Annotated in this window: 18 protein-coding genes and 2 pseudogenes; 14 read left to right on the top strand and 6 right to left on the bottom strand. The window is 73.6% G+C overall.

The window, feature by feature from the left end; genetic code table 11:
* Positions 1 to 220: 220 nt before the first annotated feature.
* The 3 genes and pseudogenes from ACZ56B_RS04550 to ACZ56B_RS04540 all read right to left on the bottom strand — a co-directional run bounded on the left by ACZ56B_RS04550 (position 221) and on the right by ACZ56B_RS04540 (position 2,260).
* A complete protein-coding gene (locus ACZ56B_RS04550) occupies positions 221 to 1,273 on the bottom strand; it encodes a hypothetical protein (protein WP_468786179.1) in 1,053 nt (350 codons plus the stop codon).
* A gap of 31 nt (positions 1,274 to 1,304) precedes the next feature.
* Positions 1,305 to 1,502, bottom strand: a complete 198-nt coding sequence (locus ACZ56B_RS04545) for a DUF397 domain-containing protein (RefSeq protein WP_468786177.1) — start codon at positions 1,500 to 1,502, stop codon at positions 1,305 to 1,307.
* Positions 1,499 to 2,260, bottom strand: a pseudogene (locus ACZ56B_RS04540) (helix-turn-helix domain-containing protein). Before ACZ56B_RS04540 ends, ACZ56B_RS04545 begins: the two are co-directional and overlap by 4 nt.
* Positions 2,261 to 2,513: 253 nt before the next feature.
* On the opposite strand from ACZ56B_RS04540, the gene ACZ56B_RS04535 reads away from it, so the two are divergent.
* The 5 genes and pseudogenes from ACZ56B_RS04535 to ACZ56B_RS04515 all read left to right on the top strand — a co-directional run bounded on the left by ACZ56B_RS04535 (position 2,514) and on the right by ACZ56B_RS04515 (position 11,439).
* A complete protein-coding gene (locus ACZ56B_RS04535; RefSeq protein WP_468786175.1) occupies positions 2,514 to 3,002 on the top strand; it encodes an ATP-binding protein in 489 nt (162 codons plus the stop codon).
* A gap of 31 nt (positions 3,003 to 3,033) precedes the next feature.
* Positions 3,034 to 4,632, top strand: coding sequence for a TIGR02677 family protein (locus ACZ56B_RS04530; protein ID WP_468786173.1), 1,599 nt, complete (start codon positions 3,034 to 3,036; stop codon positions 4,630 to 4,632).
* Positions 4,629 to 5,864, top strand: coding sequence for a TIGR02678 family protein (locus ACZ56B_RS04525; RefSeq protein ID WP_468786171.1), 1,236 nt, complete (start codon positions 4,629 to 4,631; stop codon positions 5,862 to 5,864). The genes ACZ56B_RS04530 and ACZ56B_RS04525 overlap by 4 nt, the downstream gene beginning before the upstream one ends.
* The gene (locus tag ACZ56B_RS04520) at positions 5,861 to 10,078 is read left to right on the top strand and encodes a TIGR02680 family protein (RefSeq protein ID WP_468786169.1); all 4,218 of its coding nucleotides are present in this window, start codon (positions 5,861 to 5,863) and stop codon (positions 10,076 to 10,078) included. The genes ACZ56B_RS04525 and ACZ56B_RS04520 overlap by 4 nt, the downstream gene beginning before the upstream one ends.
* Before the next feature lie 209 nt (positions 10,079 to 10,287).
* Positions 10,288 to 11,439, top strand: a pseudogene (locus tag ACZ56B_RS04515) (TIGR02679 family protein).
* A 160-nt stretch (positions 11,440 to 11,599) separates the two neighbouring features.
* On the opposite strand, the gene ACZ56B_RS04510 reads toward ACZ56B_RS04515, so the two are convergent.
* Complete coding sequence (locus tag ACZ56B_RS04510) at positions 11,600 to 13,234, bottom strand: MFS transporter (RefSeq protein WP_468786167.1); 1,635 nt, start codon at positions 13,232 to 13,234, stop codon at positions 11,600 to 11,602.
* Between the two features lie 245 nt (positions 13,235 to 13,479).
* Positions 13,480 to 14,259 carry an IclR family transcriptional regulator gene (locus ACZ56B_RS04505; protein WP_468786165.1) on the bottom strand — a complete coding sequence of 260 codons (780 nt, stop codon included), beginning with the start codon at positions 14,257 to 14,259 and terminating at the stop codon, positions 13,480 to 13,482.
* Positions 14,260 to 14,330: 71 nt separating this feature from the next.
* Here ACZ56B_RS04505 and ACZ56B_RS04500 point away from each other — a divergent pair, with 71 nt between their 5' ends.
* From ACZ56B_RS04500 to ACZ56B_RS04465, 8 genes are all read left to right on the top strand, one after another.
* Positions 14,331 to 15,491: a cupin domain-containing protein gene (locus tag ACZ56B_RS04500; RefSeq protein WP_468786163.1), complete on the top strand. Its 1,161-nt coding sequence runs from the start codon at positions 14,331 to 14,333 to the stop codon at positions 15,489 to 15,491.
* Position 15,492: 1 nt separating this feature from the next.
* Positions 15,493 to 16,320 carry a fumarylacetoacetate hydrolase family protein gene (locus ACZ56B_RS04495; protein ID WP_468786161.1) on the top strand — a complete coding sequence of 276 codons (828 nt, stop codon included), beginning with the start codon at positions 15,493 to 15,495 and terminating at the stop codon, positions 16,318 to 16,320.
* Positions 16,317 to 16,961: a maleylpyruvate isomerase N-terminal domain-containing protein gene (locus tag ACZ56B_RS04490; protein ID WP_468786159.1), complete on the top strand. Its 645-nt coding sequence runs from the start codon at positions 16,317 to 16,319 to the stop codon at positions 16,959 to 16,961. The genes ACZ56B_RS04495 and ACZ56B_RS04490 overlap by 4 nt, the downstream gene beginning before the upstream one ends.
* Positions 16,962 to 16,991: 30 nt before the next feature.
* Positions 16,992 to 18,254 (top strand): FAD-dependent oxidoreductase, encoded by a 1,263-nt coding sequence (locus ACZ56B_RS04485; RefSeq protein WP_468786346.1) that lies wholly within the window; start codon positions 16,992 to 16,994, stop codon positions 18,252 to 18,254.
* Entirely contained in the window at positions 18,251 to 19,444 is a 1,194-nt protein-coding gene (locus ACZ56B_RS04480; protein WP_468786157.1) for a thiolase family protein, read from the top strand. Before ACZ56B_RS04485 ends, ACZ56B_RS04480 begins: the two co-directional genes overlap by 4 nt.
* Positions 19,441 to 20,136, top strand: a complete 696-nt coding sequence (locus ACZ56B_RS04475) for a 3-oxoacid CoA-transferase subunit A (protein ID WP_468786155.1) — start codon at positions 19,441 to 19,443, stop codon at positions 20,134 to 20,136. The genes ACZ56B_RS04480 and ACZ56B_RS04475 overlap by 4 nt, the downstream gene beginning before the upstream one ends.
* Positions 20,136 to 20,807 (top strand): 3-oxoacid CoA-transferase subunit B, encoded by a 672-nt coding sequence (locus ACZ56B_RS04470; RefSeq protein WP_468786153.1) that lies wholly within the window; start codon positions 20,136 to 20,138, stop codon positions 20,805 to 20,807. The genes ACZ56B_RS04475 and ACZ56B_RS04470 overlap by 1 nt, the downstream gene beginning before the upstream one ends.
* A 302-nt stretch (positions 20,808 to 21,109) precedes the next feature.
* Positions 21,110 to 21,850 (top strand): hypothetical protein, encoded by a 741-nt coding sequence (locus tag ACZ56B_RS04465; protein WP_468786151.1) that lies wholly within the window; start codon positions 21,110 to 21,112, stop codon positions 21,848 to 21,850.
* A 43-nt stretch (positions 21,851 to 21,893) separates the two neighbouring features.
* On the opposite strand, the gene ACZ56B_RS04460 is transcribed toward ACZ56B_RS04465, so the two are convergent.
* Positions 21,894 to 22,967: a LacI family DNA-binding transcriptional regulator gene (locus ACZ56B_RS04460; protein WP_468786149.1), complete on the bottom strand. Its 1,074-nt coding sequence runs from the start codon at positions 22,965 to 22,967 to the stop codon at positions 21,894 to 21,896.
* Between the two features lie 138 nt (positions 22,968 to 23,105).
* Between ACZ56B_RS04460 and ACZ56B_RS04455 the strand changes: the two genes are divergently transcribed.
* Positions 23,106 to 24,410, top strand: a complete 1,305-nt coding sequence (locus tag ACZ56B_RS04455) for an ABC transporter substrate-binding protein (RefSeq protein WP_468786147.1) — start codon at positions 23,106 to 23,108, stop codon at positions 24,408 to 24,410.
* The last annotated feature ends 10 nt before the right edge of the window (positions 24,411 to 24,420 follow it).

Genomic DNA, 24,420 nt, shown 5'->3' with positions numbered 1-24,420 from the left:
ACGCTCCCCCCCCCCCCCCCCCCCCCCCCCCCCCCCCCCCCCCCCCCCACCCCCCCCCCCCCCCCCCCCCCCCCCTCGTCCCCCCCCCCCCCCCCCCCCCCCCCCGCACCGGTTCAGCTCCGTCGAACGCCGCGACCGCGGAGCGGCCGATCACGGCATTCGCCGGCAGGAGGCGCCGGGAACCCCGGACCGGACGCCGTGCCGTCCGCACGCCCCGGGGTCAGGAGCCGACGGAGCCGTGCCTTACTGGCCGAACCTGTCCCTGTGGCCCCAGGGCGGTGACGACGTGGCGGAAGACCGTGCGGTGTTCCGTCGCCGCCTCGGCCCGCACGAGGACGCCCGTCGCCGGGTCCACGGTGAAGCGGCACGTCAGGGTGTCGTCCGGGGCCCAGGCACTGAACGGGAAGGTGCGCAGGGGACGGACGGCGGCCCGGACGGAGGCCGGTGAGACGGCCTCGACGTGGGCGAGGTGGGAGACGACACGCGCCGGGGTGAGCAGTTCCGCCAGGCGGGCGGCCGCCGGGCTGGTCCGGTCCGGTGCGTGGTCGCCGCTCATGGTCAGGATCTCCCCGCCGGACGAGACCGTCCAGGAGCGGGCCGCGGGCACGGACGTGAAGGAGAGGTCGTCGTGCGGGTCGGCCTCGATGCGGACGTCCGCTGCCAGACGGGCGGGTTCCAGCAAGGTTTCGGCCATGCGGGCCAGGATTGTGCCGGCCTCGGCCGAGGACCGCGTATCGCGGATGTCCAGGCCGGTGATCCGGGCCGTCGCCAGGGGCCCCTGCTCGTCGTGGAGCGTGGCGGACCGGAGGAAACCCGAGGCCGGATCGAGCCGGAGGGTCAGGCCGCGGGCGCCCGGCGGCAGCCAGAGGTCGGTGGGCGCGGCGAACAACGCATGAGGGACGAGGGTGAGTTCGACCCACTCTCCGCTCCGGCGTGCCTCCGTCACCGCCCCGATGCCCCGGAGCAGACGCGCCGGGTCGAACAGCACGGCCCACGGCTCGTCACCGTCCTCCTCCCGGAGACGGAGAGGGGAGACGCCGGCGAGGCGGAAGCTCCGCCTTTCTTCCCGTCGGCGGCTCGTCGGTCCGCTCACCGCGTCGGCACCGAAACGGCCGCCGAGGTCCGCCTCGGTGTCGCGTGCCGCGTACTCGATCTCGACCGTCGCGTCCACGCGCGCGTCCCCGGCGGCCGTCGACGCGATCCGGGCCAGTGCCCAGGAGGCGAGCCGCTCACGGTCCGCGGGCGGGTCGCCCGGCCAGTGGGTAGCTGCCATGAACCCCAGGTCTCCTCATCGCCAGGACGGTTCAGGCCTCCCTGACGAACCCCGCCCACGCTCCACGCGACACGCGGATGACGGGCCCGGTCACGGCCTTGGAGTCCCGGATGTGCACGACTCCCGTGTCGGCGGCGACCTCGACGCAGTCGCCGCCCTCCGCTCCGCTGTAGCTGCTCCTGAACCAGGCGAGGCCGGACGCGACGGCCGAGGACTCAGCGGTGTTCATAGCTCTCCCAGCAACCTCTCGATGAACTCCAGGGACTCTCGCGGAGTGAGAGCCTGTGATCGGATAATCCCATAGCGGGCAGCAGCGAGCGCTGCCTGCTGCGGGTCGGTCTGAAGAGTGCTGGTTCCCTGCGCTTCGGTGTAGGCGAACTTCTTGCCGTCGTCACGCGTGACGACCGTGAACGGTCCGTCCACGCCCGCGCTCTCCTCACAGTCGAGAGGGATGACCTGAATTTCGACGTTCTGCTTCTGGCCGATGAGCAACAGATGCTCCAACTGCCCACGAAGCACGTCCGTTCCGCCAAGCCGACGCCGCAATACTGACTCATCCATCACGAAGCTCAGCAGCGGTGCGGACTGGCGGTCGAAGATGTCCTGACGAGCAAGTCGTGCCGCCACCCGCTGCTCGGTCGTCTCCTGGTCCAGAGGGGGCCGCCGCATGGCTAGCACCGCCCTCATGTACTCCTCGGTCTGAAGCAGGCCTTTGACCACCAACGTGTCGTACGAGAGCAACTCGATGGCAGCCTTCTCCAGAGCCGCCATCCCCTGGAAGAACACCGGATACTGAGCCCCCTCCACCTGCTCCTTCCACACGGTCAGCAATCCGCCCGCGTCCAGGACCTCGTCCGCCCGCTCGATGGTCCTGGGCGACGGGATCCGCCGCCCCTGCTCGTACGACGCGATCGTGGACGCGGAGTATCCGATCCGCCGTCAGAACTCCTCGCGCTCCAGACCCGCCCGCACCCGCAGCGTCTTCATCGTCTGCCCGAACGCGACGACGACAGCCTGGCCGGACGTGTCCGCCGTCGTCCCTTCCGGTGTCGCCCGCCCTCACGGCTCCGGCCCCCTCGCCCACATCGTCGTTCATCGCCATCACCTCCCTGGCTCAACGCCGCCCCGGCGGCCTCGTCACGCCGCGCGCCTCGTACCGGTACCGCCGCCGCGCGTACATCGAGCTGCGTCACCGAGTCACCACTGGTCACGCTACGCAACCGGGTGCACCGTTGGCGGCATGACGAACCAACTCCCCAGTCCCGCCAGCACCTCCTGGCCCACGGCTCCCGCCGGTGACTCGGGCTGCACCTTCGAGATGCGTTTCACCTCCCTCCCACGCGGCGCCCGCCTCGCCCGCCGGCTGGCCGCGCACCGGCTGGACGCCCGGGGCATCCCGTACGGCACCGGCCCGCACGAGGAGGTCGTGCTGGTCCTCGGCGAGCTGACCGCCAACGCCGTACGGCACGGCCACGTCCCCGGCCGGGACTTCCACCTGCTCCTGCACGTGTGCGCACCCACGCGTACGGCCAGGATCGAGGTCACCGACACCCGTACCGAACACACGCCGCCCGACCCCGCGAAGCTGCACGCCCCCGGCGCGGAGGCCACCGGCGGACGAGGGCTCCTCCTCGTCGCGGGGCTCGCCACCCGCTGGGGCTGGCACCTCCGGTCCGACGGTCCGGGCAAGACGGTGGGGGCGGAGTGCGCGTGCGCGACTCCCACGTGAGTTCGTGAACGGGGTGGAAGAATGTGCCGAGATGACCTCTGCCGACTACACCCCCTTCACCCACCTCACCGTCCCCAACGCCCCTCTCTACCGTCAGGTGATGCGGGCCTTCCTCGCCGCCAAGGAGCGGTTCGCGGTGCACCTGCGGCCGGAGGACGTGTACGCGGCCCTGGACGCGGGGAGCCGTCCCGCCGACCCCGAGGCAGTGACGCAGGCGCTGGACAAGCTGGTGGAGTGGGGCAACCTGCGGGCCGATCCGGACCACGCGCGGGTGACGGCGGTCGAGGACTTCTACCGCAGGCGTTTCATCTACCAGCTCACCCGCGCCGGTGAGGCGGCCGAGGCGGCGCTGGGGACTTATGACGAGGTGCTGGGGCGGCGCGGGGAACTCCAGGCGGTCGCGCTGCACGACATCGTCACGCAGATGCGGGCGCTTTTGGTGATCGCCGCCGAGGACGAGCCGGACCCGGCCAAGACGTACATCGCCCTGTCCGTGCTGACGGCCCGCTTCACCGACCTCGCGGACAACGCCCGCGCCTTCATGGGCTCGCTCCAGCGCACCATCGACCTGCACGACGTCGAGGTCGAGGCGTTCCTCGCGTACAAGGACCGGCTGATCCAGTACCTGGAGCGGTTCATCCAGGACCTCATCACCCTCGGCGGGCGGATCGCCCTGCTGATCGGGGAACTGGAGGAGCAGGGAAGGGTGGAGCCGCTCCTGACGCTCGCCGCTGCCCGGGAGGCCGCCGACGCCGCCCCCGAGGACGCCGGGCGCGCGGAGGCGGTGGCGTACGAGCGGTGGGCCGCCCGGTGGTCCGGGCTCGCCGAGTGGTTCGTGTCGGGGGAGGGGCGGGAGTCGCAGGCCCGGCTGCTGCGAGGGCGGGCGCTCCATGCGATCCCGCAGCTTCTCGCCGTCGTGCGGCAGCTCCACGAGCGGCGAGCCGGGCGCTCGGACCGCTCGGCCGACTTCCGCACCCTGGCCCGCTGGTTCGCCCAGGCACCGGACGACGCGGCGCGGCACCGGCTGTGGCGGGTGGCGTTCGGGCTGCACTCCTCACGGCACCTCACCGTCGACGCCGACACCCTCGCCGAACGCACGGCCTCCCCGGAACCGGCCTCCACTCCGTGGGGCGAGGCGCGACCGCTGCGGATCAGCCCCCAGCTGCGCCGCACCGGCAGCTACGAACGGCGCGGCAGACCGCGCAAAGTGGCCGACCGGGGCGAGGCCAGGCGCCGGCTCGCCGGGATCGCCGCCCGGCAGACGGAGGAGACCCGGCGGGCCCGGGACCGCCTCGTGACGGGCGGACCGGTGCGGCTGTCCCGGCTCGGCGAGCTGGACCCGCTCGCCTTCCAGTTGTTCCTGCGGCTGCTCGGCGACGCGCTCGCCACCTGGCGGCCGGACACGACCACCACCACGGCCACCAGCGGGGACGGTTCGATGGAGGTCCGGCTGACCGCCCTCGACGACGGATCGACGGCCGAAGTGCACACACCCGACGGCGTGTTCAGCGGCCCCGACCACCTGATCGACATCGTCGACCTCACGGCGGGGCCTGGCGACCGCGCCACGCACGCGCCCCTTCCCGCTCCACGAGAGGGCGCCGCCCACCAGCTCATGGAGAACCGATGAGCGGCCCCCTCGCCGAGGTCCTGGACGGCCAGCACCGGGCCGACCTCCAGAAGGCCGCCCGCGCCCTGCTGAAGGAGCCGCTGCTCACCGCCGACGGGCCGTACGCCGACGAGTTCCGGCTGGTGCGCCGGCACGCTGCCGAGCTGCGGGAGTGGTTCGAGCGCAACGTCGGCTGGACGCTGCGCACGGACGCCGACGCCGCACGGTTGCGCAAGACACCGGGCACCCTCACCGACGCCACGCACCCGGCGCGCGAGGCCGCCCGCAGCGCCCAGCCCTTCACCCGCCGCCGCTACGTCCTGCTCTGCTTGGCCCTGGCCGCACTGGAACGAGGCGAGTCGCAGGTGGCGCTCGGCCGCCTCGCCGAGCAGGTCGTGCTGGCCGCCGCCGATCCCGAACTCGTCGCCGCCGGGATCACGTTCACCCTGGAGCGGCGCGACGAGCGCCTCGACCTCGCGGCCGTGGTCCGCCTGCTGCTGCGGCTCGGGGTGCTGCGGCGGGTGGCCGGCGACGAGGACGCCTACGTCAGCGGATCGGGCGACGCGCTGTACGACGTGCGGCGGCGCGCGCTGGCCGGGATGCCGGCGTCCCTGCGCGGCCCCTCCATGGTCGAGGCCGAGGGCTTCGAGGAGCGCCTGACGGAGATGACCGCGCGGACCGCGCTCGACAGCGACGAGCTCAGGTTCCGGGCGATCCGCTGGAAGCTGACTCGCGTCCTCCTGGACGACCCGGTGCTCTACTACGACGACCTCGCCGACGACGAACTGGCCTACCTCACCCGGCAGCGCGGCTTCATCACCGCGCGCATCAACGAACTGACCGGACTCGTCCCGGAGGTCCGGGCCGAGGGCATCGCCATGGTCGACCCCCTGGACGACCTCACGGACGTGCGCATGCCGGAACAGGGCACCCACGGCCACATCACCCTGCTCCTCGCGGGGCACCTGGCACGGGCCACCGGAGCCGTCACACCGGCGGAGCTGGCGGCCCGGGTACGGGAACTGGCCGCGGTGCACGGCGGGTTCTGGTCCAAGTCGGCGCGGGAGCCGGGAGCGGAGCCCGAACTCGTCGAGAAGGCGCTGACCAGGCTGGTGGCGCTGGGACTCGCCGAACGCACCGAGCGGGGCGTCGTCCCGCGGCCGGCCCTCGCGCGGTACGCGGTCGGCGAGCCCGTCGTCAGAGAACCAGGAAGGGCCCGCCGCCCCGCCGCGAACGTGCAGGACGAAAGGTGAACCACCCCGTGACCGCGCTCCCCGCTCCCGCACCCGGCCGGTGGCGGCCCCTGCGCATCGGACTCGTCGATCTCTTCCACTACGACGTCGAGGAGTTCCGGTTCCGCGACGGCCGGCTGCTGTTGCGCGGCAACAACGGCACCGGCAAGTCGAAGGTGCTCGCCCTCACCCTGCCGTTCCTCCTGGACGGCGACCTCTCCGCCCGCCGCGTCGAACCCGACGGCGACCCGGGCAAGCGCATGGAGTGGAACCTGCTTCTGGGCGGCGCGCACCCGCACCCCGAACGGCTCGGCTACACCTGGATCGAGTTCGGGCGGCTCGACGGCGCCACGGGCCAGGCGCATTTCCGCACCCTGCTGTGCGGACTGAAGGCGGTCGCCGGGCGGGGCATCGCCCGCCACTGGTTCGCGGTCACCGACCAGCGGATCGGCGCTGGCCTCGACCTGCTGGACGCGACCGGGACCGCCCTGTCCCGGGACCGGCTCGCGGAGGCCGTCGGCGGACGCGGCATGGTGTACGACACGGCGAAGGCTTACCGCAGGGCGGTCGACGAAGCGCTCTTCGGGCTGGGGGAGCGGCGCTACGGCGCCCTCGTCGACCTCCTGATCCAGCTGCGCCAGCCCCAGCTGTCCAAGCGCCCCAGCGAGGCCGCCCTGTCCCGGGCGCTGACCGAGGCGCTGCCGCCGATGGACCAGGCGGTCGTCGCCGATGCGGCGGAGGCGTTCCGGTCACTGGACGAGGAGAAGGAGGAACTGCGGGCGGCCCGCGAGGCCGAACAGGCCTCCTCGGCGTTCCTCGACCACTACCGGCGCTACGCCCGCCTCGCCTCCCGGCGCCGCGCCCGACTGCCCCGCCGCGAACACGCCCGGTACGAGAACCTGCAGCGGGAGCTCTCCACGGCGCAGGCGGACCGGGACCGGGCCTTGGAGGAGCGTGAGGAGGCCCGGGCGCGGGGTGCCGCCCTCGACGAACGGGCCGCGCGGCTGGCCGCCCAGGATGCCGCGCTGCGGTCCGGGCCCGAGATGCGTGACGCCCGCGCCCTCGACCGGGCGGCGGACGACGCCTCCCGTACGGCTGGGGAGCTGAAGCGGGCCGAGGCGGACCGGCGCACGGCGGCCGAGGCGCACACCCGGGCCCTGGGCCGGCTCGCCACCGCGGACAACCGGGTCACGGCCGCCCGGAAAACCCTGGACGACATCCTGGAGAAGGCGGCCGGGAGCGCCCTGGCCGCCCGGCTCGACGCGCCGAGGACGGAAGGATCCCCCGAGGCGGTCCTGCGCCGGGAGGCGGAGGGGGCGACGGCGAGCAGGCGGCGCGCCGTCGAGCACGTGGCGCAGCTCGCCGCGCGGGCCGAGCGGGCCGGGGAGCGGCACCGGGTCGCCCGGCTGCGCGCCGACGAGGCCGACGAGGAGGCCGTGCACGCCGAGGAACGGCTGGCCGGGGCGGAGGAAGAGGTTGCCCGGGCGGGGCGGGCGCTGGTCACGGCCGTGCAGGAACACTTCTCCGGGTGCGTGGAGCTTCGGGTGCCCGGACTGCCGGGGGTGCTGGACGCGGTACAGGACTGGGCCGACTCCCTGGACGGCCCTCTGCCGGCCCGCACGGCGGCGACCGAAGCGCACCGCGCCGTCGTCTCCCGTCTGGCCGACCGGGCGGCCCTGCTGGCCCACCGCGAGGAGGCGGCGGCGGAACGGCAACGGCGGGCGACCGAGGAACTGACCGCCCTCGAAGCGGGCGGGGAGCGCGGCCCGTCGGCCCCCCACACGCGCACCCCCGGTGTGCGGGACCGGGGCCCCGGCGCTCCGCTGTGGCGGCTGGTCGACTTCCGCCCGCACCTCTCCGAGGCCGACCGCGCGGGGCTGGAGGCCGCGCTGGAGGCGTCGGGGCTCCTCGACGCCTGGGTCCGGCCGGACGGCTCCGCGGTCGCGGCGGACGGCCACGACGTGCTGCTCGACCCGGTCGGACTGCTCGGTGGGACCGGCCTCGACCGGGCGCTGTGCCCGGCGGTCGACCCCGCGGACACAGGGGCAGCCGCGGTGGGGGAGGAGAAGGTCGCGCGTCTGCTCGCCTCCATCGGGCTGGCTGCGGACGGTGACGGAGCCGGGGAAGCCTCCGGGGAGGCCGGCGGCCGCGACACCTGGGTCCGCGCGGACGGGCGCTTCCGCGTCGGGGCGCTCACCGGAAGCTGGGCCAAGGCCGGCGCCCAGTACGTGGGCGAAGGAGCGCGGGAACGGGCCCGCCGCGTCCGGGCCGGAGAACTGCGCGCCGAGATCAGCGACCTGGCGGCGGAGCGGGAACGGCTGACCGAAAAGGCCCGCGCCGTGGCCGGGCGCCGCGCCGTCCTGGACGCCGAACTCGCCGCACTGCCGGGCGACGACGACCTGCGGCACGCCCACGCACGCGTCACCACCGCGACGGAGGCGGTCCGCCGCGCCCGCTCCCGGTGGGACGAACGGGCCGCGGAGCTGGCCCCGGCGGCGGAAGAGGCCGACCGCGCGGCGGCCGAACTCGCCGACACCGCCGCCGCCCTGAACCTCCCCGCCGACCCCGCGGCACTGGACGCCGTGCGCCAGGCGCTCGCCGACCACACCGCCCTCCTGGCGGCCCTGTGGCCCGCGCTGCGCGAACGCGCGGAGGCCGAGCGCGCGGTGACCGGCGAGCGGGAGGAGACCCGGCGGGCCGAACTCCTCGTGTCCGACCTCGCGCAGCGCACGGCGGAGGCGGCCCGGACGGCCGCCGCGGCGGACGAACACCTCGCGACGCTCCGCTCCACCGTCGGAGCGGCCGTCGCCGAACTCCAGCGGCAGCTGGAGGAGACGGCCGAGGCCGCCCGGCTCTGCGCGCACGAACGGGAACGGGCCCGGACGCAGTACGGCGACGCCGACCGGCGGGCCAGCCGCGCCGAAGGGCGCATCGAGCGGCTCACCGAGGACGTCACCGAGGCGACCGCCGCACGTGCGGAAGCCGTCGCGGCGCTCCAGCGGTTCGCCGCGACGGGACTGCTCGCCGTCGCGCTGCCCGACCTCGCCGTACCGGACGACGACGGAGGACCGTGGGCGGCGACCCCCGCCGTCGCCCTCGCGCGGACCGTGGAGTCCCGGCTCTCCTCGGTCGACGACACCGACGCGGCCTGGGAACGCGTGCAGAAACGGCTGAGCGAGGAGTTCGGAAAGCTCCAGGACGCGCTGTCCCGGCACGGCCACACCGCCACCGCCCGCCCGAGCGAGGACGGCATGCGGGTCGACATTGTCTACCAGGGCCGGGAACGGGCCGTGCCCGAACTCGCCGGGGCACTGGCGGCGGAGGTCGCGGAACTGACCCGCATCCTGTCCGCCCGCGAGCGCGAGGTCCTCCAGACCCACCTGATCACCGAGGTCGCCGGGACGCTCCAGGAACTGATCGGGGCGGCCGAACGGCAGGTGGCCGCCATGAACAGGGAACTGGAGGAACGCCCGACCTCCACCGGGATGAAACTGCGGCTGGTGTGGCGGGCGTCCCGCCGGGCCCCGCAGGGTCTGGCCCAGGCCCGCGAACGGCTGCGCCAGTCCGCCGACGCCTGGTCGCCCGAGGACCGGGCCGCGGTCGGCACGTTCCTCCAGGAGCAGATCGCCCGGCGGCAGGCGGACGACAGCGCCGGCAGCTGGCTGGAGGACCTCACCGCCGCCCTCGACTACCGGTCCTGGCACGAGTTCGGGGTCGAACGCCACCAGCACGGCAAGTGGGTGCCGGCCACCGGGCCGGCCTCCGGCGGGGAGCGGGTACTGGCCGCGTCCGTTCCCCTGTTCGCCGCCGCGTCCTCCCACTACGCCAGCGCGGGCGGCGCGCACGCCCCGCGCCTGGTCACCCTGGACGAGGCGTTCGCCGGCGTCGACGACGACTCGCGCGCCAAGTGCCTCGGCCTGCTGCGCGCCTTCGACCTCGACGTCGTCATGACCAGCGAGCGCGAATGGGCCTGCTACCCCCAGGTGCCGGGCATCGCCATCGCCCAGCTCTCCCGCGTCGACGACATCGACGCCGTACTGGTGACCCGGTGGGAGTGGGACGGCAGCGAACGGCGGCGCGGCACGGAGCCCGGTGCGCGGGCGGACGCGTCCCGAGAGGGCCCCTCCCCCGGCGGTTCGGGCGAGGCCACCGAGGGGCCGGCGAGCCCTTTCGACGGGCCGGGGCGGACCGCCGTTGCCGGCGGCACCGGTGAACAGGAGCACCGGTGGACGTGAACCGTCCGGCGGCTCCGTCCGCACACGACGGAATCCGGGAGGCGGCCGGACGGACGGCACCGGCGGACACCATCGTGAGCGCTGTGCCGACCGGGCCGTCACCGGCCGAGGCCCGGACCGAGGACCGGGGCGACGTCGACACCGAGCGTCTCGGCCGTCTGCTCGGCGATCCGGCCCTCGCCTGGTTCGTGGACCGCGTCCGGCAGCGGATGGCACGCGGCCGGCCGCTCACCGGCACCGTCACGCTCTCCGCCCCCGACGCCGCCCAGCGGAGCGCTGCCGACCGCCTGCTGGGCCGGGCGCCGCGCACCGGTGGCTCCCTGAGCGTCCGCCTCGACACCGTGGACGCGATCCTGCGCCGCTCCGGTGTCAGCCCCGGCGGACTGGCGGCCGCCGTGGTGGCCCTCACCGGCCCCGTCACCCTCCGCGCGAAGACGCGGGACAGGGAGGCACGAGCCTGGGAGGAGGCGTACGCCCCACTCGGCACCCTCGGCCCGGAGCTGGCCTCCTGGGCCGAGCGGATCCGCGGGGACGGCCTCGTATGACGTCTCGCCCGTACGCCGGAGGCCGCGGGCCCTCTGGTGAAGACCGCCGTGCGCGTGCTGCGGGCGCTGCCCGTGTCGCCACCGACCGCGCGCGCGACGTTCGCGGCACGGAACCTGTCCGGTGCGCACGATCTCGACGAGGGAACGCCCCTGGCCACCCTCGTCCTGTCCGGGCTCCGAGCCCTCACCGGCTTTCCGGACGGCACCGGCGCCCAGTGGCGGCGGGAGGCATGGGCCTCGGGGGGTCTGCTCAAGGACGACCTGTCCTCGACCGCCCTCGTCCTTAACCTGCGCGGCACTCCGCCCCTCGACTGGATGGCCGACGTGGGCGAGCCGGCAGTCCTGACGCTCCGTTCCCTGACCCGTCGCGCACCGGTCGTCGCCGTCCCGACGACGGGCACCGTTCACGTCTGTGAGAACCCGGCCGTGCTGTCCGCGGCCGCCGACTCCTTCGGCCCGGCGTGTCCGCCTCTGGTGTGCCTTCAGGGACAACCGTCGGCCGCCGCCCTCACCCTGTTGCGCGGCCTGTCCGAGCAGGGAGCCGGTCTCCTCTACCACGGGGACTTCGACTGGGGCGGTGTGCGCATCGCCGCGGCGCTGGGCCGGAGCGTCCCCTGGCGACCGTGGCGTTACACGGCCGCCGCCTACCGGGCGGCGGTGGCCAGGACGGCCGGAGCCCCGGGGCTGACCGGCTCGCCCGCCGCGACTCCCTGGGATCCGGCCCTGGCCGTCGCCCTCACCGAGTGCGGCGTCCGGGTCGAGGAGGAGGCGGTCCTGGACGACTTGCTGGCGGACCTCGGACCGGGAGCCCGTTGAAGCACGCTCCGGGACACGCGACGCCGGTCCTCGCCCGGGTCCGCGGGCCGGCGGGTGAGGCGGCGCCGCCCGGGACCCGGGCGCCCCCGGCGCCGGACGGCTCCCCCCTGTGTGAGGCAGGGGGGAGCCGTCGTCCCGGCGGGGTGCCGGACCGGGCCGCCTACCGGGCGGCGGCCGGTGCCGGGCCGCCGTCGTACCCGGGCGACAGGGGTGCGGAGCCCTCGTCCCCGGCGGAGCCGCGGTGGGTGCCGATCATGCCGAAGGCGGTCAGCGCCGCGGCGACCAGGGCCGCCGCGCCGCACACCAGGTAGGCGGTGCTGAAGCCGCTGCCCAGGGCCTCCAGGGCGGCACCCTGCGCCGCCGACCCCGGGGCGCCGGGCGGCAGGCTGTTCACCGCGATGGGCCCTCCGGCCCGGCCGATCTCCTGCGCCGCCGCCAGCTGACCGGGCGTCAGGTCGGCGCCGGCCAGCTTCTCCCCGAACGCCGACCCCGCGTTGCTGAGGGCGACCGCGCCGACGACGACCGGGCCGAGCGCGAAGCCGAGGTCGCGCAGCATGTTGGTGGTGGCGCTGGCCATGCCCGCGAGGTGCTGCGGGACGCTGTTCAGCGCCACGGCCGTCACCGAGCTGACGGTCAGGGCGAAGCCGACGCCGATCAGCAGGGCGGGCGCGACGAACGCGCCGAGACCGGTGTCGGTGACGTCCATCCCGGCGAACAGCAGGCAGCCGAGCGCCATCAGGAGGAACCCGGAGGTCAGCAGCCAGGACGCGGCGACCCTGTGGAGGAGCCGCGAGACGACCGGGATGAGCAGGAAGGCGGGTCCCTGGAGGAGCAGGAAGGGGACCGCGACGCGGATCGGGTCCTGGTGCTGCACCGGCCCCAGCCACATGCTCGTCGAGAAGCAGGCGCCGAGGAAGGCGAGCATGCCGATGACCGCGACGACGGACGACACGGTGAAGGCCCGGTTGCGGAACAGCTTCAGGTCGAAGATCGGGGACGCGGCCCCCAGCTCCACCAGCACGAACGCGGCGAGGAAGCACGCGCCGAGGGCGAAGGAGAGCATCACGGGCAGGGTGGTCCAGCCCGCCTCGGGCCCCTCGACGGCGCCGTAGAGCACCAGGATGAGACCGAGGGCGAAGGTGATCTGGCCGGGGACGTCGAGCGAGCGGCCCTCGGGCGCCTTCGACTCCGTGGCCAGCACCAGGGTGACCACCATGCTGACCAGGGCGAACCCGACGAGCACCCAGAAGGAGCCGCGCCACGAGCCGACCTTGGCGAACATGCCGCCGAGCAGGGGCGAGACGGCGGCGCCGGCGGACAGGAACCCGCTCCAGAGCGCCACCGCCTGCGCCCGTTCCCGGGCCGAGCGGGTGACGGCGGTGAGCGCGGTGAGCGAACCGGGGAACATGGCGCCGGCGCCCAGGCCGTTGAGGGCGGCGCCGATCCACAGCACCTGCACGCTGGGCGCGAGCGCGGCCACGGTGCTGCCCGCGGCGACCAGGGCGGTGCCGGCCGCGACGAGCCTGCGCCGCCCGAAGAGGTCGCCGAGGACACCGAAGGTGAACTCGAAGCAGACCACGGCGATCATGAACGCGGCGGTGATCCACGTGAGCTGGGACCCGTGGGTGCTCAGGTCCTGCTGGAAGAGACCGTTCAGCGAGGCGGGCAGCGCGTTCGCGACCTGCGCGACGAAGACCGCGCCGCAGGCGGCAGCCAGTGTCCCCGCGTAGCCCGGCATCCGGGCGGCCCCCGCGGTCGGGCCCTGGGACGTCGTCGTCCCGTTGTCGAGCGTCATTGCTGTTTCTCCCTGGCTGGGAAAGGCGGGCGTCCCGGAGACGGGAGCCGTGGGAGGGCGGAACGGCTCGACCCCGCGTGCGCGGTGGGGGGGCGGAGCGCGCACGGTGCGGATCGGCCGTGATGCCGTGGAGAATGACACTCGCTTTACGTGGCGTCAATGATGTGTCCGCGATTTAAAGCGAACGGTCTTTCTGTAAATGCGACGTCCGCGCTGTCGAAGGACTGCCGGGCCGGGAGGGCGGCTCAGTGCTGCTGCTCGGCCAGGTCCTTCTCCAGGGCGCGCGCCGTGGTCTCCAGGACGGCGACCAGGGGCTGGAGGCGGTGCGGGTCGTAGCGCACGCCGGGCATCGACACCGACAGGCCGGCCAGTGCGGTGCCGTCCCGGTCGCGCACGGGGACGCCGACGGCGACGAGGCCGCGTTCGGAGCGCTCCTTGTTGACGGCGAACCCGTTGCGGCGCAGCCGCCTCAGCTCGGCCCGCAGCCGGTCGAGGTCCGGGCGCTCGGTGGGGCGGTCGCGGTAGCGCTCGGGGGCGTAGACCTCCTCCAGCTCCTCGTCGGTGAGCTCGGCGAGCAGCAGCAGCCCCGTCGTCGTGCGGTGGGCCGGGAACACCATGCCCTCCCGGGAGCCGACCCGCAGCGCCTGCCGGCACTCGACGCTGGCGATGAACCGGGTCGTGTCCCCGGTGCGCACGATCAGGTTCGCGGTCTCGTCCAGCAGGTCGACGACCCGGTGCAGATGGGGCAGGGCCGCCGCGCGCAGCCGCGACACCAGGGACTGGGAGTGCGCGGCGAGCTCCAGCACCGGTCCCGCGCGGTAGACGCGGTCCTCGTCCTGCACGGCGAAGTCGCGGTAGACGAGCATCGCCAGGAGCCGGTGGGCGGTCGACCGGGCGACGCCCAGCCGCTCGGCGATCTGGGACACGGTCGCGCCGCCCTCCATCTGCAGGATGGTCGCCGCCCGCAGCGCGTGGTCCACGCTGGCGATGGGGTAGGGCGGCGGCGTCTTCAGCGGTTTGTCCATGGCGTGTCCTCCGGATTCTGCTCTCCAGAATCTACATGTTCATCTGGAGGACACCAGGCACCCTGCGGTGTATGACTCAGTCCTCCTTCGCCCCAGGCACCGCAACGGGTTCCCCGGTCCGGCTCCAGGCCGTCTCCGCAGAGGGACAACCCGAGGTCACCCCGGCGCTCGAAGAGCTGTACCGGGGCTTCGAGCGGGAACTGCTCGTCCCGCTGTGGACCGAGATCGGCGACCTGATGCCGGCCCACCCGCGTTCGCGCGCCGTGCCGCACCTGTGGCGCTGGGAGAAGCTGCGGGAGCTGGCGGACCGGGCAGGCAGCCTGGTCCCCGTCGGCCGCGGCGGCGAGCGCCGGGCCATCGCGCTGGCCAACCCCTCCCTCGGCGGCCGGCCCTTCGCCACGCCGACCCTGTGGGCGGCCATCCAGTACCTCATGCCGGGCGAGGACGCCCCCGAGCACCGCCACACCCAGCACGCCTTCCGCTTCGTCGTCGAGGGCTCGGGCGTGTGGACGGTCGTCGGCGGCGACCCGGTGCCGATGAACCGCGGCGACTTCCTCCCGCAGGCGGGCTGGAACTGGCACGCCCACCACAACGCGACCTCCGAGCCGATGGCCTGGATCGACGGCCTGGACATCCCCTTCCAGTACGTCACCGAGGCGCAGTTCTTCGAGTTCGGCCGCGACGAGATCAGCGACGCCGAGCGGACCACCCCCGAGCGGTCGCGCTCCGAGCGCCTGTGGGGACACCCGGGCCTGCGCCCGCTGTCGGCCGTCCCGGCCACGCCGGGCAGCCCGCTGCTGTCCTACAAGTGGGAGCACACCAGCGCCGCGCTGCGCGACCAGCTCCTGCTGGAGAAGGAGGGCTTCGGCGGCACCGTCGAGCCCGGCCACGCCGCGGTGCGCTACTCCAACCCGCACGACGGCTCCGACGTCCTGCCGACCCTGCGCGCCGAGTTCCACCGCGTCGCCCGGGGCGCCGAGACCGCGCCGGTGCGCGAGACCGGTTCGTCGGTCTACCAGGTCTTCGACGGCTCCGGCACGGTGACCGTCGGCGAGAAGTCGTGGACGGTGACCCGCGGCGACCTGTTCGTCGTCCCGTCCTGGGAGCCGTTCTCCGCCAGGTCCGAGGCCGGCGCCACCGACTCCGACTCCGGCGCCCTCGACCTGTTCCGCTTCTCCGACGCGCCCGTCTTCGAGGCGCTCAAGCTCGACCGCACCCAGAAGGACGCCTGACATGAAGCTCGCCACCCTCCGCACCGCCGACGGCACCCGGGCGGTCCGCCTCGACGACGGGGTCCTCGTCGACCTCGGCTACGCCGACCTGGGCGAGCTGTTCGCCCAGGACGACTGGCAGGACAAGGCCGCCGCCGCCTCCGGCACCACCCACCCGGTCGACGGCGCGGACTTCGCCCCGGTCGTCCCGAACCCCTCCAAGGTCATCTGCGTCGGCCACAACTACACCAACCACATCAAGGAGATGGGCCGGGACCTCCCCAGCCACCCGACCCTCTTCCCGAAGTTCGCCGAGACGCTGCTGGGCGCGAACGACGACATCGTCAAGCCGGCCGAGACCGAGGCGTTCGACTGGGAGGTCGAGCTGGCCGTCGTGATCGGCAAGGCGGTGCGCCGCGCCGACGAGCGGCAGGCCGCCGAGGCCATCGCCGGCTTCACCGTCATGAACGACATCTCGGTGCGCGACTGGCAGTTCCGCACCATCGAGTGGACCCAGGGCAAGATCTGGGAGGCCACCACCCCGGTCGGCCCCTACGTCGTCACCCCCGACGAGGTCGGCGGCGTCCGCCCCGCGCTCGAGGTCAAGACGGTCGTCGACGGCGAGGTCATGCAGCGGGACGACACCGGCACGCTGCTGTTCGACCCGGTCTTCCTGGTGCAGTACATCTCCACCGTCATCACCCTGAAGCCGGGCGACATCATCGCCACCGGTACCCCGGCCGGCGTGGGCAACGCCCGCGACCCCAAGGTCTTCCTGCTCCCCGGCCAGACCGTGGTCACCGAGATCGCCGGCCTGGGCGCCTGCACCAACAAGGTGGTCGGGGGATGACCGGCACGACCGCCGGCGCGCGGACGTTCGCCGACGCGCGTGCCTGGGCCCGCACCGGCACCGAGCTGATGCTCGACGCCGTCGCGGGCCTCGACGAGGCCGCCTTCTCGGCCCCCAGCGTGCTGCCGGGGTGGACCCGCAAGCACCTGGTGGCGCACGTCGCGGCCAACGCCGACGCCCTGGGCAACCTGGTGCACTGGGCGGCCACCGGCGAACAGACGCCGATGTACGCCTCCGCCGAGGAACGCGCCGCCGGCATCGCCAAGGGCCCCGCCCTGTCGGCCGAGGAGCTCCGCTCCTGGCTGGCCGCCTCCGCCGAGAAGCTCGCCGGGGCACTGGACGGGCTCACCGACGAGCAGTGGCACCGCGAGGTCGTCACCGCCCAGGGCCGCACCGTCCCCGCCACCGAGCTCCCGTGGATGCGCGCCCGCGAGGTGTGCGTCCACGCCGTCGACCTCGGCACCGGCGTCGTCACCTTCGCCGACCTGCCGAGGGGCTTCCTGGCCGCCCTGGCCGAGGAGATCCGCGCCAAGCGCGGCCTGGCCGAGCTCCCCGACGGCCCCCTGCCCGAGGTCGCCGCCTGGCTGGCCGGCCGTCCCCACACGCTCGCCGACGCTCCCGAGCTCGGCCCGTGGCTGTAGTAGAGGAGTGAAGTCATGTCCCACCCTGATGTGATCGTCGTCGGCGGCGGCATCGGCGGCCTCGGCGCGGCGTTCTCGCTGACCCGCCAGGGCCTGAGCGTCCGCCTGCTGGAGCGCGCCCCCGCCTTCGGCGAGGTCGGCGCCGGCATCCAGCTCGCCCCCAACTGCACCCGCATCCTCGACGACTACGGCCTCCTGGACGACGCCGAGGACCTCGGCGTCGTCCCGGACGCGATGGTCATGCGCGACGCCGTCGACGGCGAGGAGCTGACCCGGCTCGACCTGCGGGACATGGAGAAGCGCTACGGCTACCCGTACCTGGTCATCCACCGCAGCGACCTGCACGGCCTGCTGCTGCGCGCCTGCGAACGCGCCGGCGTCGAGCTGATCACCGACGCCCAGGTGACCTCCTACGAGAACACCGGCGGCGGCGCCCGCGTGACCCTCGCCTCCGGCGGGACCCACGAGGCCGGCGTCGTGATCGCGGCCGACGGCCTGCACTCCGTCGCCCGCAAGCTGTTCGTCGACGACGAGCCCGTCTCCTCGGCGTACGTCGCCTACCGCGGCACCGTCCCCGCCGACCAGCCGCGGGTGAAGTCCGTCGACCTCAGCGAGGTGGTGGTCCACATCGGCCCCGCCTGCCACTTCGTCCACTACGGCCTGCGCGGCGGCGAGCTGCTCAACCAGGTCGCGGTCTTCGAGTCGCCCAAGGCGCTGGCCGGCAAGGAGGACTGGGGCACGCCGGACGAGCTCGACGCCGCCTTCGCCCGGACCAGCGACTTCGTCCAGGACGGCCTGCGGTTCATGTGGCGGGACAAGTGGTGGCGGATGTTCGACCGCGACCCGATCATGAACTGGGTCCACGGCCGGATCGCTCTGCTCGGCGACTCCGCGCACCCGCCGCTGCAGTACATCGCACAGGGCGCGATCATGGCCATCGAGGACGGCTGGGTGCTGGGCGAGCACGTCGCCCGCAACCGCGCCGGGGACGGCACGGTCGACTGGGGCGCCGCGCTCGCCGCCTACGAGGCCGTCCGCCCGGAGCACTGCCGCCGCGTGCTGACCACGTCCCGCAAGTGGGGCGAGCTGTGGCACCTCGACGGTCTCGCCCGCGAGCAGCGCAACGTGCTGCTGCGCGCCCGCGACACCTACGACTACTCCTTCACCGACTGGCTGTACGGCCCGACCGCGCTGACCCCGGACGAGGAGCCGCCCATGTTCACGCCGGTCCCGCTGTCCTCGGTCCGGGTCGGGGAGCCGGAGGCCCCCGCCCTGACGGGAGGGGCCCGGTGAGCGACGCCCACCTGTACGCGGCGGTCCGCACCCCCTTCGGCAAGTTCAACGGGGCCCTGGCCCAGGTGCGCCCCGACGACCTCGCGGCCACCGCGCTGACCGGACTGCTGGACCGGGCCCCGGACCTGGACCGCGCCGCGATCGGCGACGTGGTGTGGGGCAACGCCAACGGCGCCGGCGAGGACAACCGCAACGTCGGCCGGATGGCGGCGCTGCTGGCCGGACTGCCGGTGAGCGTGCCCGCCACCACCGTGAACCGGCTGTGCGGCTCCAGCCTGGACGCGGCGATCATCGCCTCGCGCACCCTGGAGTCCGGCGACGCGGACGTCGTCGTCGCCGGCGGCGTGGAGTCCATGACCCGCGCGCCCTGGGTCCTGCCCAAGCCGGCGAAGGCCTTCCCGGCCGGCGACGTCACGGCCGTCTCCACGACGCTCGGCTGGCGGCTGGTCAACCCCGCGATGCCGAAGGAGTGGACGGTCTCGCTGGGGGAGGGCAACGAGCTGCTCCGGGAGAAGTCCGACATCCCCCGGGAGCGGCAGGACGCCTTCGCTGCGCGCTCCCACCGCCTCGCGGCCCGGGCCTGGGACGAGGGCTTCTACGACGACCTGGTCGTGCCCGTGGAGGGACTCACCCGGGACGAGGGCATCCGCCCCGACACCTCCCCCGAGAAGCTGGCGGGCCTGAAGCCGTCGTTCCGCCCGGACGGCACGATCACCGCCGGCAACGCCTCCCCGCTGAGCGACGGGGCGTCGGCCCTGCTGCTGGGCACCGGGGCGGCGGCCGAGCGGATCGGCCTCGCCCCCCTCGCCCGCGTCGCCGGGCGCGGCGTGCACGCCGTCGAGCCGCAGATGTTCGGCTACGCACCGGTGGAGGCCGCCGAGAAGGCGCTGCGCCGGGCCGGGATCGGCTGGAACGACGTCGGCGCGGTCGAGCTGAACGAGGCGTTCGCGGTGCAGTCGCTCGCCTGCGTGGACGCCTGGGACGTCGACCCGGAGATCGTCAACACCCGGGGCGGCGCCATCGCGCTCGGCCACCCGCTGGGCGCCTCCGGCGGCCGGATCCTCGGCACCCTGGCCGCGGTGCTGCGCGAGCGGCGCGAGCGCTGGGGGGTGGCGGCCGTCTGCATCGGCGTGGGCCAGGCCCTCGCCGTGGTCCTGGAGAACGTCACCGGCGAGGTGAGCGGCCGATGAGCAGGGCGACGATCGCCGCGACGGCCGACGAGGCCGTCGCGGGCGTCCGGGACGGCGCGACGGTCCTGGTGGGCGGCTTCGGCCTGGCGGGCATGCCGTTCGACCTCGTCGACGCCCTCATCCGGCAGGGCGCCACCGACCTGACCGTGGTGTCCAACAACGCCGGCAACGGCGACGTGGGCCTGGCCGCGCTGCTCAAGGCCGGCCGGGTGCGCAAGGTGATCTGCTCCTTCCCCCGGCAGAGCGACTCCTACGTCTTCGACGACCTGTACCGGGCCGGCCGGGTGGAGCTGGAGGTGGTGCCGCAGGGCACCCTCGCCGAACGGATGCGGGCCGCGGGGGCGGGCATCGGCGCCTTCTACAGCCCCGTCGGCGTCGGCACCCCGCTGGCGGAGGGCAAGGAGACCCGGGAGATCGACGGGCGCGTCCACGTCCTGGAGCACCCGATCAAGGGGGACGTGGCCCTGATCTCCGCGCACCGCGCGGACACCCTGGGCAACCTCGTCTACCGCAAGACCGCCCGGAACTTCGGCCCCGTCATGGCCACCGCGGCCACCACGGTCGTCGCCCAGGTCACCGACATCGTGCCGGTCGGGGAGATCGACCCGGAGACGGTCGTCACCCCGGGCATCTACGTCGACCGCCTGGTACGGGCCGAGGCACGACGGCTCACCGTGCAAGGAGCCCGCTGATGACGGACACGAACACCGCCCTCGTGGAGCACACCGGCCGGGGCCCGCTCGGCACCGACGAGCTCGCGGCCCGCATCGCCCGCGACATCCCGTCCGGTTCCTACGTCAACCTCGGCATCGGGCAGCCGACCCGGATCGCCGAGCACCTGGCGCCGGACGCGGGGATCGTGCTGCACACCGAGAACGGCATGCTCGGCATGGGCCCGGCCGCCGTGGGCGACGAGGTGGACCCCGACCTCACGAACGCCGGGAAGGTGCCGGTCACCGAGCTGCCCGGGGCGGCGTACTTCCACCACGCCGACTCCTTCGCGATGATGCGCGGCGGCCACCTGGACGTGTGCGTGCTCGGGGCGTTCCAGGTCTCGCACCACGGCGACCTGGCCAACTGGCACACCGGCGACCCCGACGCCATCCCCGCCGTGGGCGGCGCGATGGACCTCGCCGTCGGGGCGCGGCGGGTCCTGGTGATGATGAAGCTGTTCACCCGGGACGGCGACCCCAAGCTCGTCCCCGCGTGCACGTACCCGCTCACCGGGGCCGCCTGCGTCCACCGGGTCTACACCGACCACGGCGTCTTCGTCCCCGGCCCGGACGGGGTCCGGGTCCTGGAGACGTACGGCACCACGGTCGCGGAACTGCGGGAGAGGCTCTCCGTCGACCTGCTCACGTGAGCCACCGGCACCGAAGGCCCCGACGCCGCCGTCGGGGCCTTCGCCGTGCGCCCGTCCGGAGCCGCGCGTCCCTCCCGCGGCCGTGCGTCCCCGCGGCCGTGCGTCCGTCGCCCGCACGGGCGTCCCGTGGCGGCGTGGCCGGGACCCGACGGCTCGACCCGGTCCGGGAGGGTACTCACTCACCGTCATGTCGCCGTGAGATTACGGGACTTGGGGGTACTTGAGACCTTGCGTCCGCAATGTGCGGACGCCGTAGGGCGAGACGGGGCCGGTGCGAGGACCGGCCGGAAGGAGCGGGAGACATGGCGGTGGCCAGGACGCGGACCACGTGGGTGCTCGGCGCGCTCTGCTCGGGGGCGCTGCTCGTCTCCGGATGCGGGGACGACTCCTCCGAGGAGGCTTTCCCGGGGCAGAAGGCGGACGACATCGCGGCCAAGGCCGTGGCCGCGACCGACGAGGCGTCCTCCGTCCGCATGAAGGGGACCGCGCGGGCCGAGGGGGCGGGCAGGATCGAGCTCGACATACGGGTGGACGACCAGGGCAACTGCACCGGCACCATCAGCGGGGACGGCGCCCGGGCCGAGCTGCTGCGCGACAAGGGCGGCGAGGTCCTGATCAAGGGCGACCGCACCTTCTGGACCAACTCGGCGCGGGCGCGCGGCGGCGACGACAAGCAGGGCGAGCGGCTCGCCGACGAGCTGGCCGGCAAGTGGGTCTCCGCCCCCGCGGACAGCCCGGACGCGGCCTTCTGCGACAAGAAGCGGTTCCTGGCCTCCATGGATCAGGACAAGACCGAGCGCCGGGGCATGAAGCGCGGGGAGACCACCGAGGTGAACGACGAGGACGCCCTGACCCTGGAGAAGCAGCAGGACGGCGCCCGGATCAGCCTGCACGTCGCCACCGAGGGGGAACCCTACGTCCTGAAGGCCACCACGGAAGGGCCCGAGGCCAGCAGCGTGACCTTCGACGACTACGGCGAGAAGGTCGAGGTGCGGATGCCGCCCCGCGACCAGATCGTGGACCCGGCGGGCTCGCAGGCCTGACGCGCCCCCGCCGCCCCGCCGCCGAGCACGCCGGCGGGAGACGTCACGGGACGTCGGCGGGAACCGTGCGGGACCCGGTCGCCGGCCGCGGGCCGGGTACCGCGCCGCACGGTGCGGTGCTCTGCCGCACCACGAGGTGGGTCGCCAGTTCGATGCGCCGGTCGGCCGTGCCGGGGCCGTCCGGGCTCAGGAGCATGCGGGTCGCCTCCTCGGCCATCCGGCGCAGCGGCTGGTGGACCGTGGTCAGCGGGGGGCTCGACCACTGGGCCAGCGGCACGTCGTCGTAGCCGACCACCGAGAGGTCCTGGGGGACCCTCAGGTTCCTGAGCCGGGCCGCCTCCAGCACGCCGAGGGCCTGGAGGTCGCTGCCCGCGAAGACCGCCGTGGGCCGGTCGGGGCCCTCCAGCAGGTCCATGGCGTGCTCGAAGCCGCCCTGCACCTGGAAGTCGCCGAAGCGGACGAGGCTCGGATCGATCGTCAGGCCCGCCATCGCCATGGCCGAGCGGTACCCGTCCAGGCGGGCCAGTGAGCACAGCATGTCCTCGGGCCCGGTGATGATCGCGACGCGTTCGTGCCCGTGGTCGGTGAGGTGGCGGGTGGCCGCGAGGCCGCCGGCCCAGTTGGCGGAGCCCACGGACGGCACGCCGGGGTCGGGGTCCCCGGCCGGGTCGATGATGACGAAGGGGACGCCCTGCGACCGCAGCCGCCGTTTCACGTCCTCGGGGAGCGAGGAGAAGACCAGCACGACGCCCAGCGGCCTGCGCCGCAGCACGCCCTCGATCCAGTCGGGCGCGGGAGCGTGCCGGGTGCCGCCGCGGGTGAGGACCACGGTCGCCCGGTTCTCCTTGGCGACGCTCTCCACGCCCCGGACGATCTCCATCGCCCAGACGCTGTCCAGTTCGTGGAAGACGAGTTCGACGAGGGGCGAGTGCGGGGCGCCCGGGTTCCGGCGGCGGTAGCCGTGGGACGCCAGGAGCCGCTCGATCCTGGTCCGGGTGGCACGGGAGACGTCGGAGCGGCCGTTCAGGACCTTCGAAACTGTCGGTAGCGAGACCCCCGCTTCTTTCGCCACCTCGGCCAGCGTCACTCTCGTGCCCGCCCCGTCTTCATCGTGCATGTCAGCAGGATAGGCCATGCACTCGATAACGGTTTGGATCAGGCGCCGCACGACCATTGACCCGAAATCCCGTCTGACCTTTACTGTGCGACAGCATGGACTTTCGGCAACGGTGTCGAAACTTTCGAAAGGCGAACGATGAAGACACGTGCGCGCTTGCCCAGACTGGTCGCCTGCGGTGCGACGCTCGCCCTGGCCCTGAGCCTGTCGGCCTGCGGTGACGGCAGCGGCGGGGCGTCGGGGGACGACGGCAAGATCCATGTCCTGGTCTACGGGGACGCGACCAACAAGGTCGAGAAGCAGCTCGTCGACACGTTCAACAAGACGTCCGACGTCAAGGTGGTCCTCGACACCATCCCCGGTGCCGACTACCAGAAGAAGCTCCAGACCATCATCAGCACCCCGCAGGCCCCGGACGTCTTCTTCAACTGGGGCGGCGGCAGCATCAGGCCGTTCGTCAAGGCCGACCTGCTGATGCCGCTGGACGACCTCATCAAGAAGAACCCGGACCTGGAGAACAAGTTCCTGCCGTCCGTCTTCAACAACGCGGTCGTCGACGGCAAGCCGTACGGCATCCCGATGCGCGGCACCCAGCCGGTCCTGCTCTTCCACAACAAGAAGGTCCTCGACGAGGCGGGCGCCAAGCCGCCGAAGACCTGGGACGAACTGCTCGACGCGGTCGGGAAGCTCAAGGCGAAGGGCGTCACGCCGATCGCGCTCGGCGGCGGCGACATCTGGCCGACGCAGATGTGGTTCCAGTACCTCTACGACCGCATAGCCGGCCCGGAGCTGTTCAAGAAGGCCGTCGAGGGCGACAAGAGCGCCTGGGAGAGCCCGGACAGCAAGAAGGCCCTGGGCATGATCAGGGAGCTCGTCGACGCCGGCGCCTTCGGCAAGAACTACGACTCCGTCAAGTACACCAACGGCGGCTCGCCCGCGCTGCTCGCCTCCGGCAAGGCCGGCTTCGAGCTGATGGGCTCCTGGTACTACTCCCAGCAGCAGACGGACGCCAAGGAGTTCGCCGAGAAGGACCTCGGCTACACCGCCTTCCCGGCCGTCGAGGGCGGCAAGGGCGATCCGGCCAACGTCGCAGGCAACACCAACAACTACTACTCGGTGATGAAGAAGACCAAGCACCCCGAGGCCGTCGCCGAGTTCCTGGAACTCATGTACTCCGACGACTTCGTCAAGGCGCAGCTGGACATCGGCAACCTGCCGACCACGACCAACACCGACGAGTTCATCGACTCCTCGGCCACCCCCGAGTACTCGCGCTTCCAGTACGACCTGGTCTCCGACGCCCCGTCGTTCCAGCTGTCCTGGGACCAGGCGTACCCGCAGAAGGCCAGCTCGGACATGCACAAGGCCATCCAGCAGTTCTTCAACGGACAGCTCGACGCGGACGGCTTCATCAAGGCCATGCAGGCCCTCCCCACCGAGTGACGAACGGCTC

The sequence above is a fragment of the Streptomyces sp. NPDC034670 genome, assembly GCF_055574875.1.
This window is presented reverse-complemented; position numbering and strand designations above follow the sequence as displayed.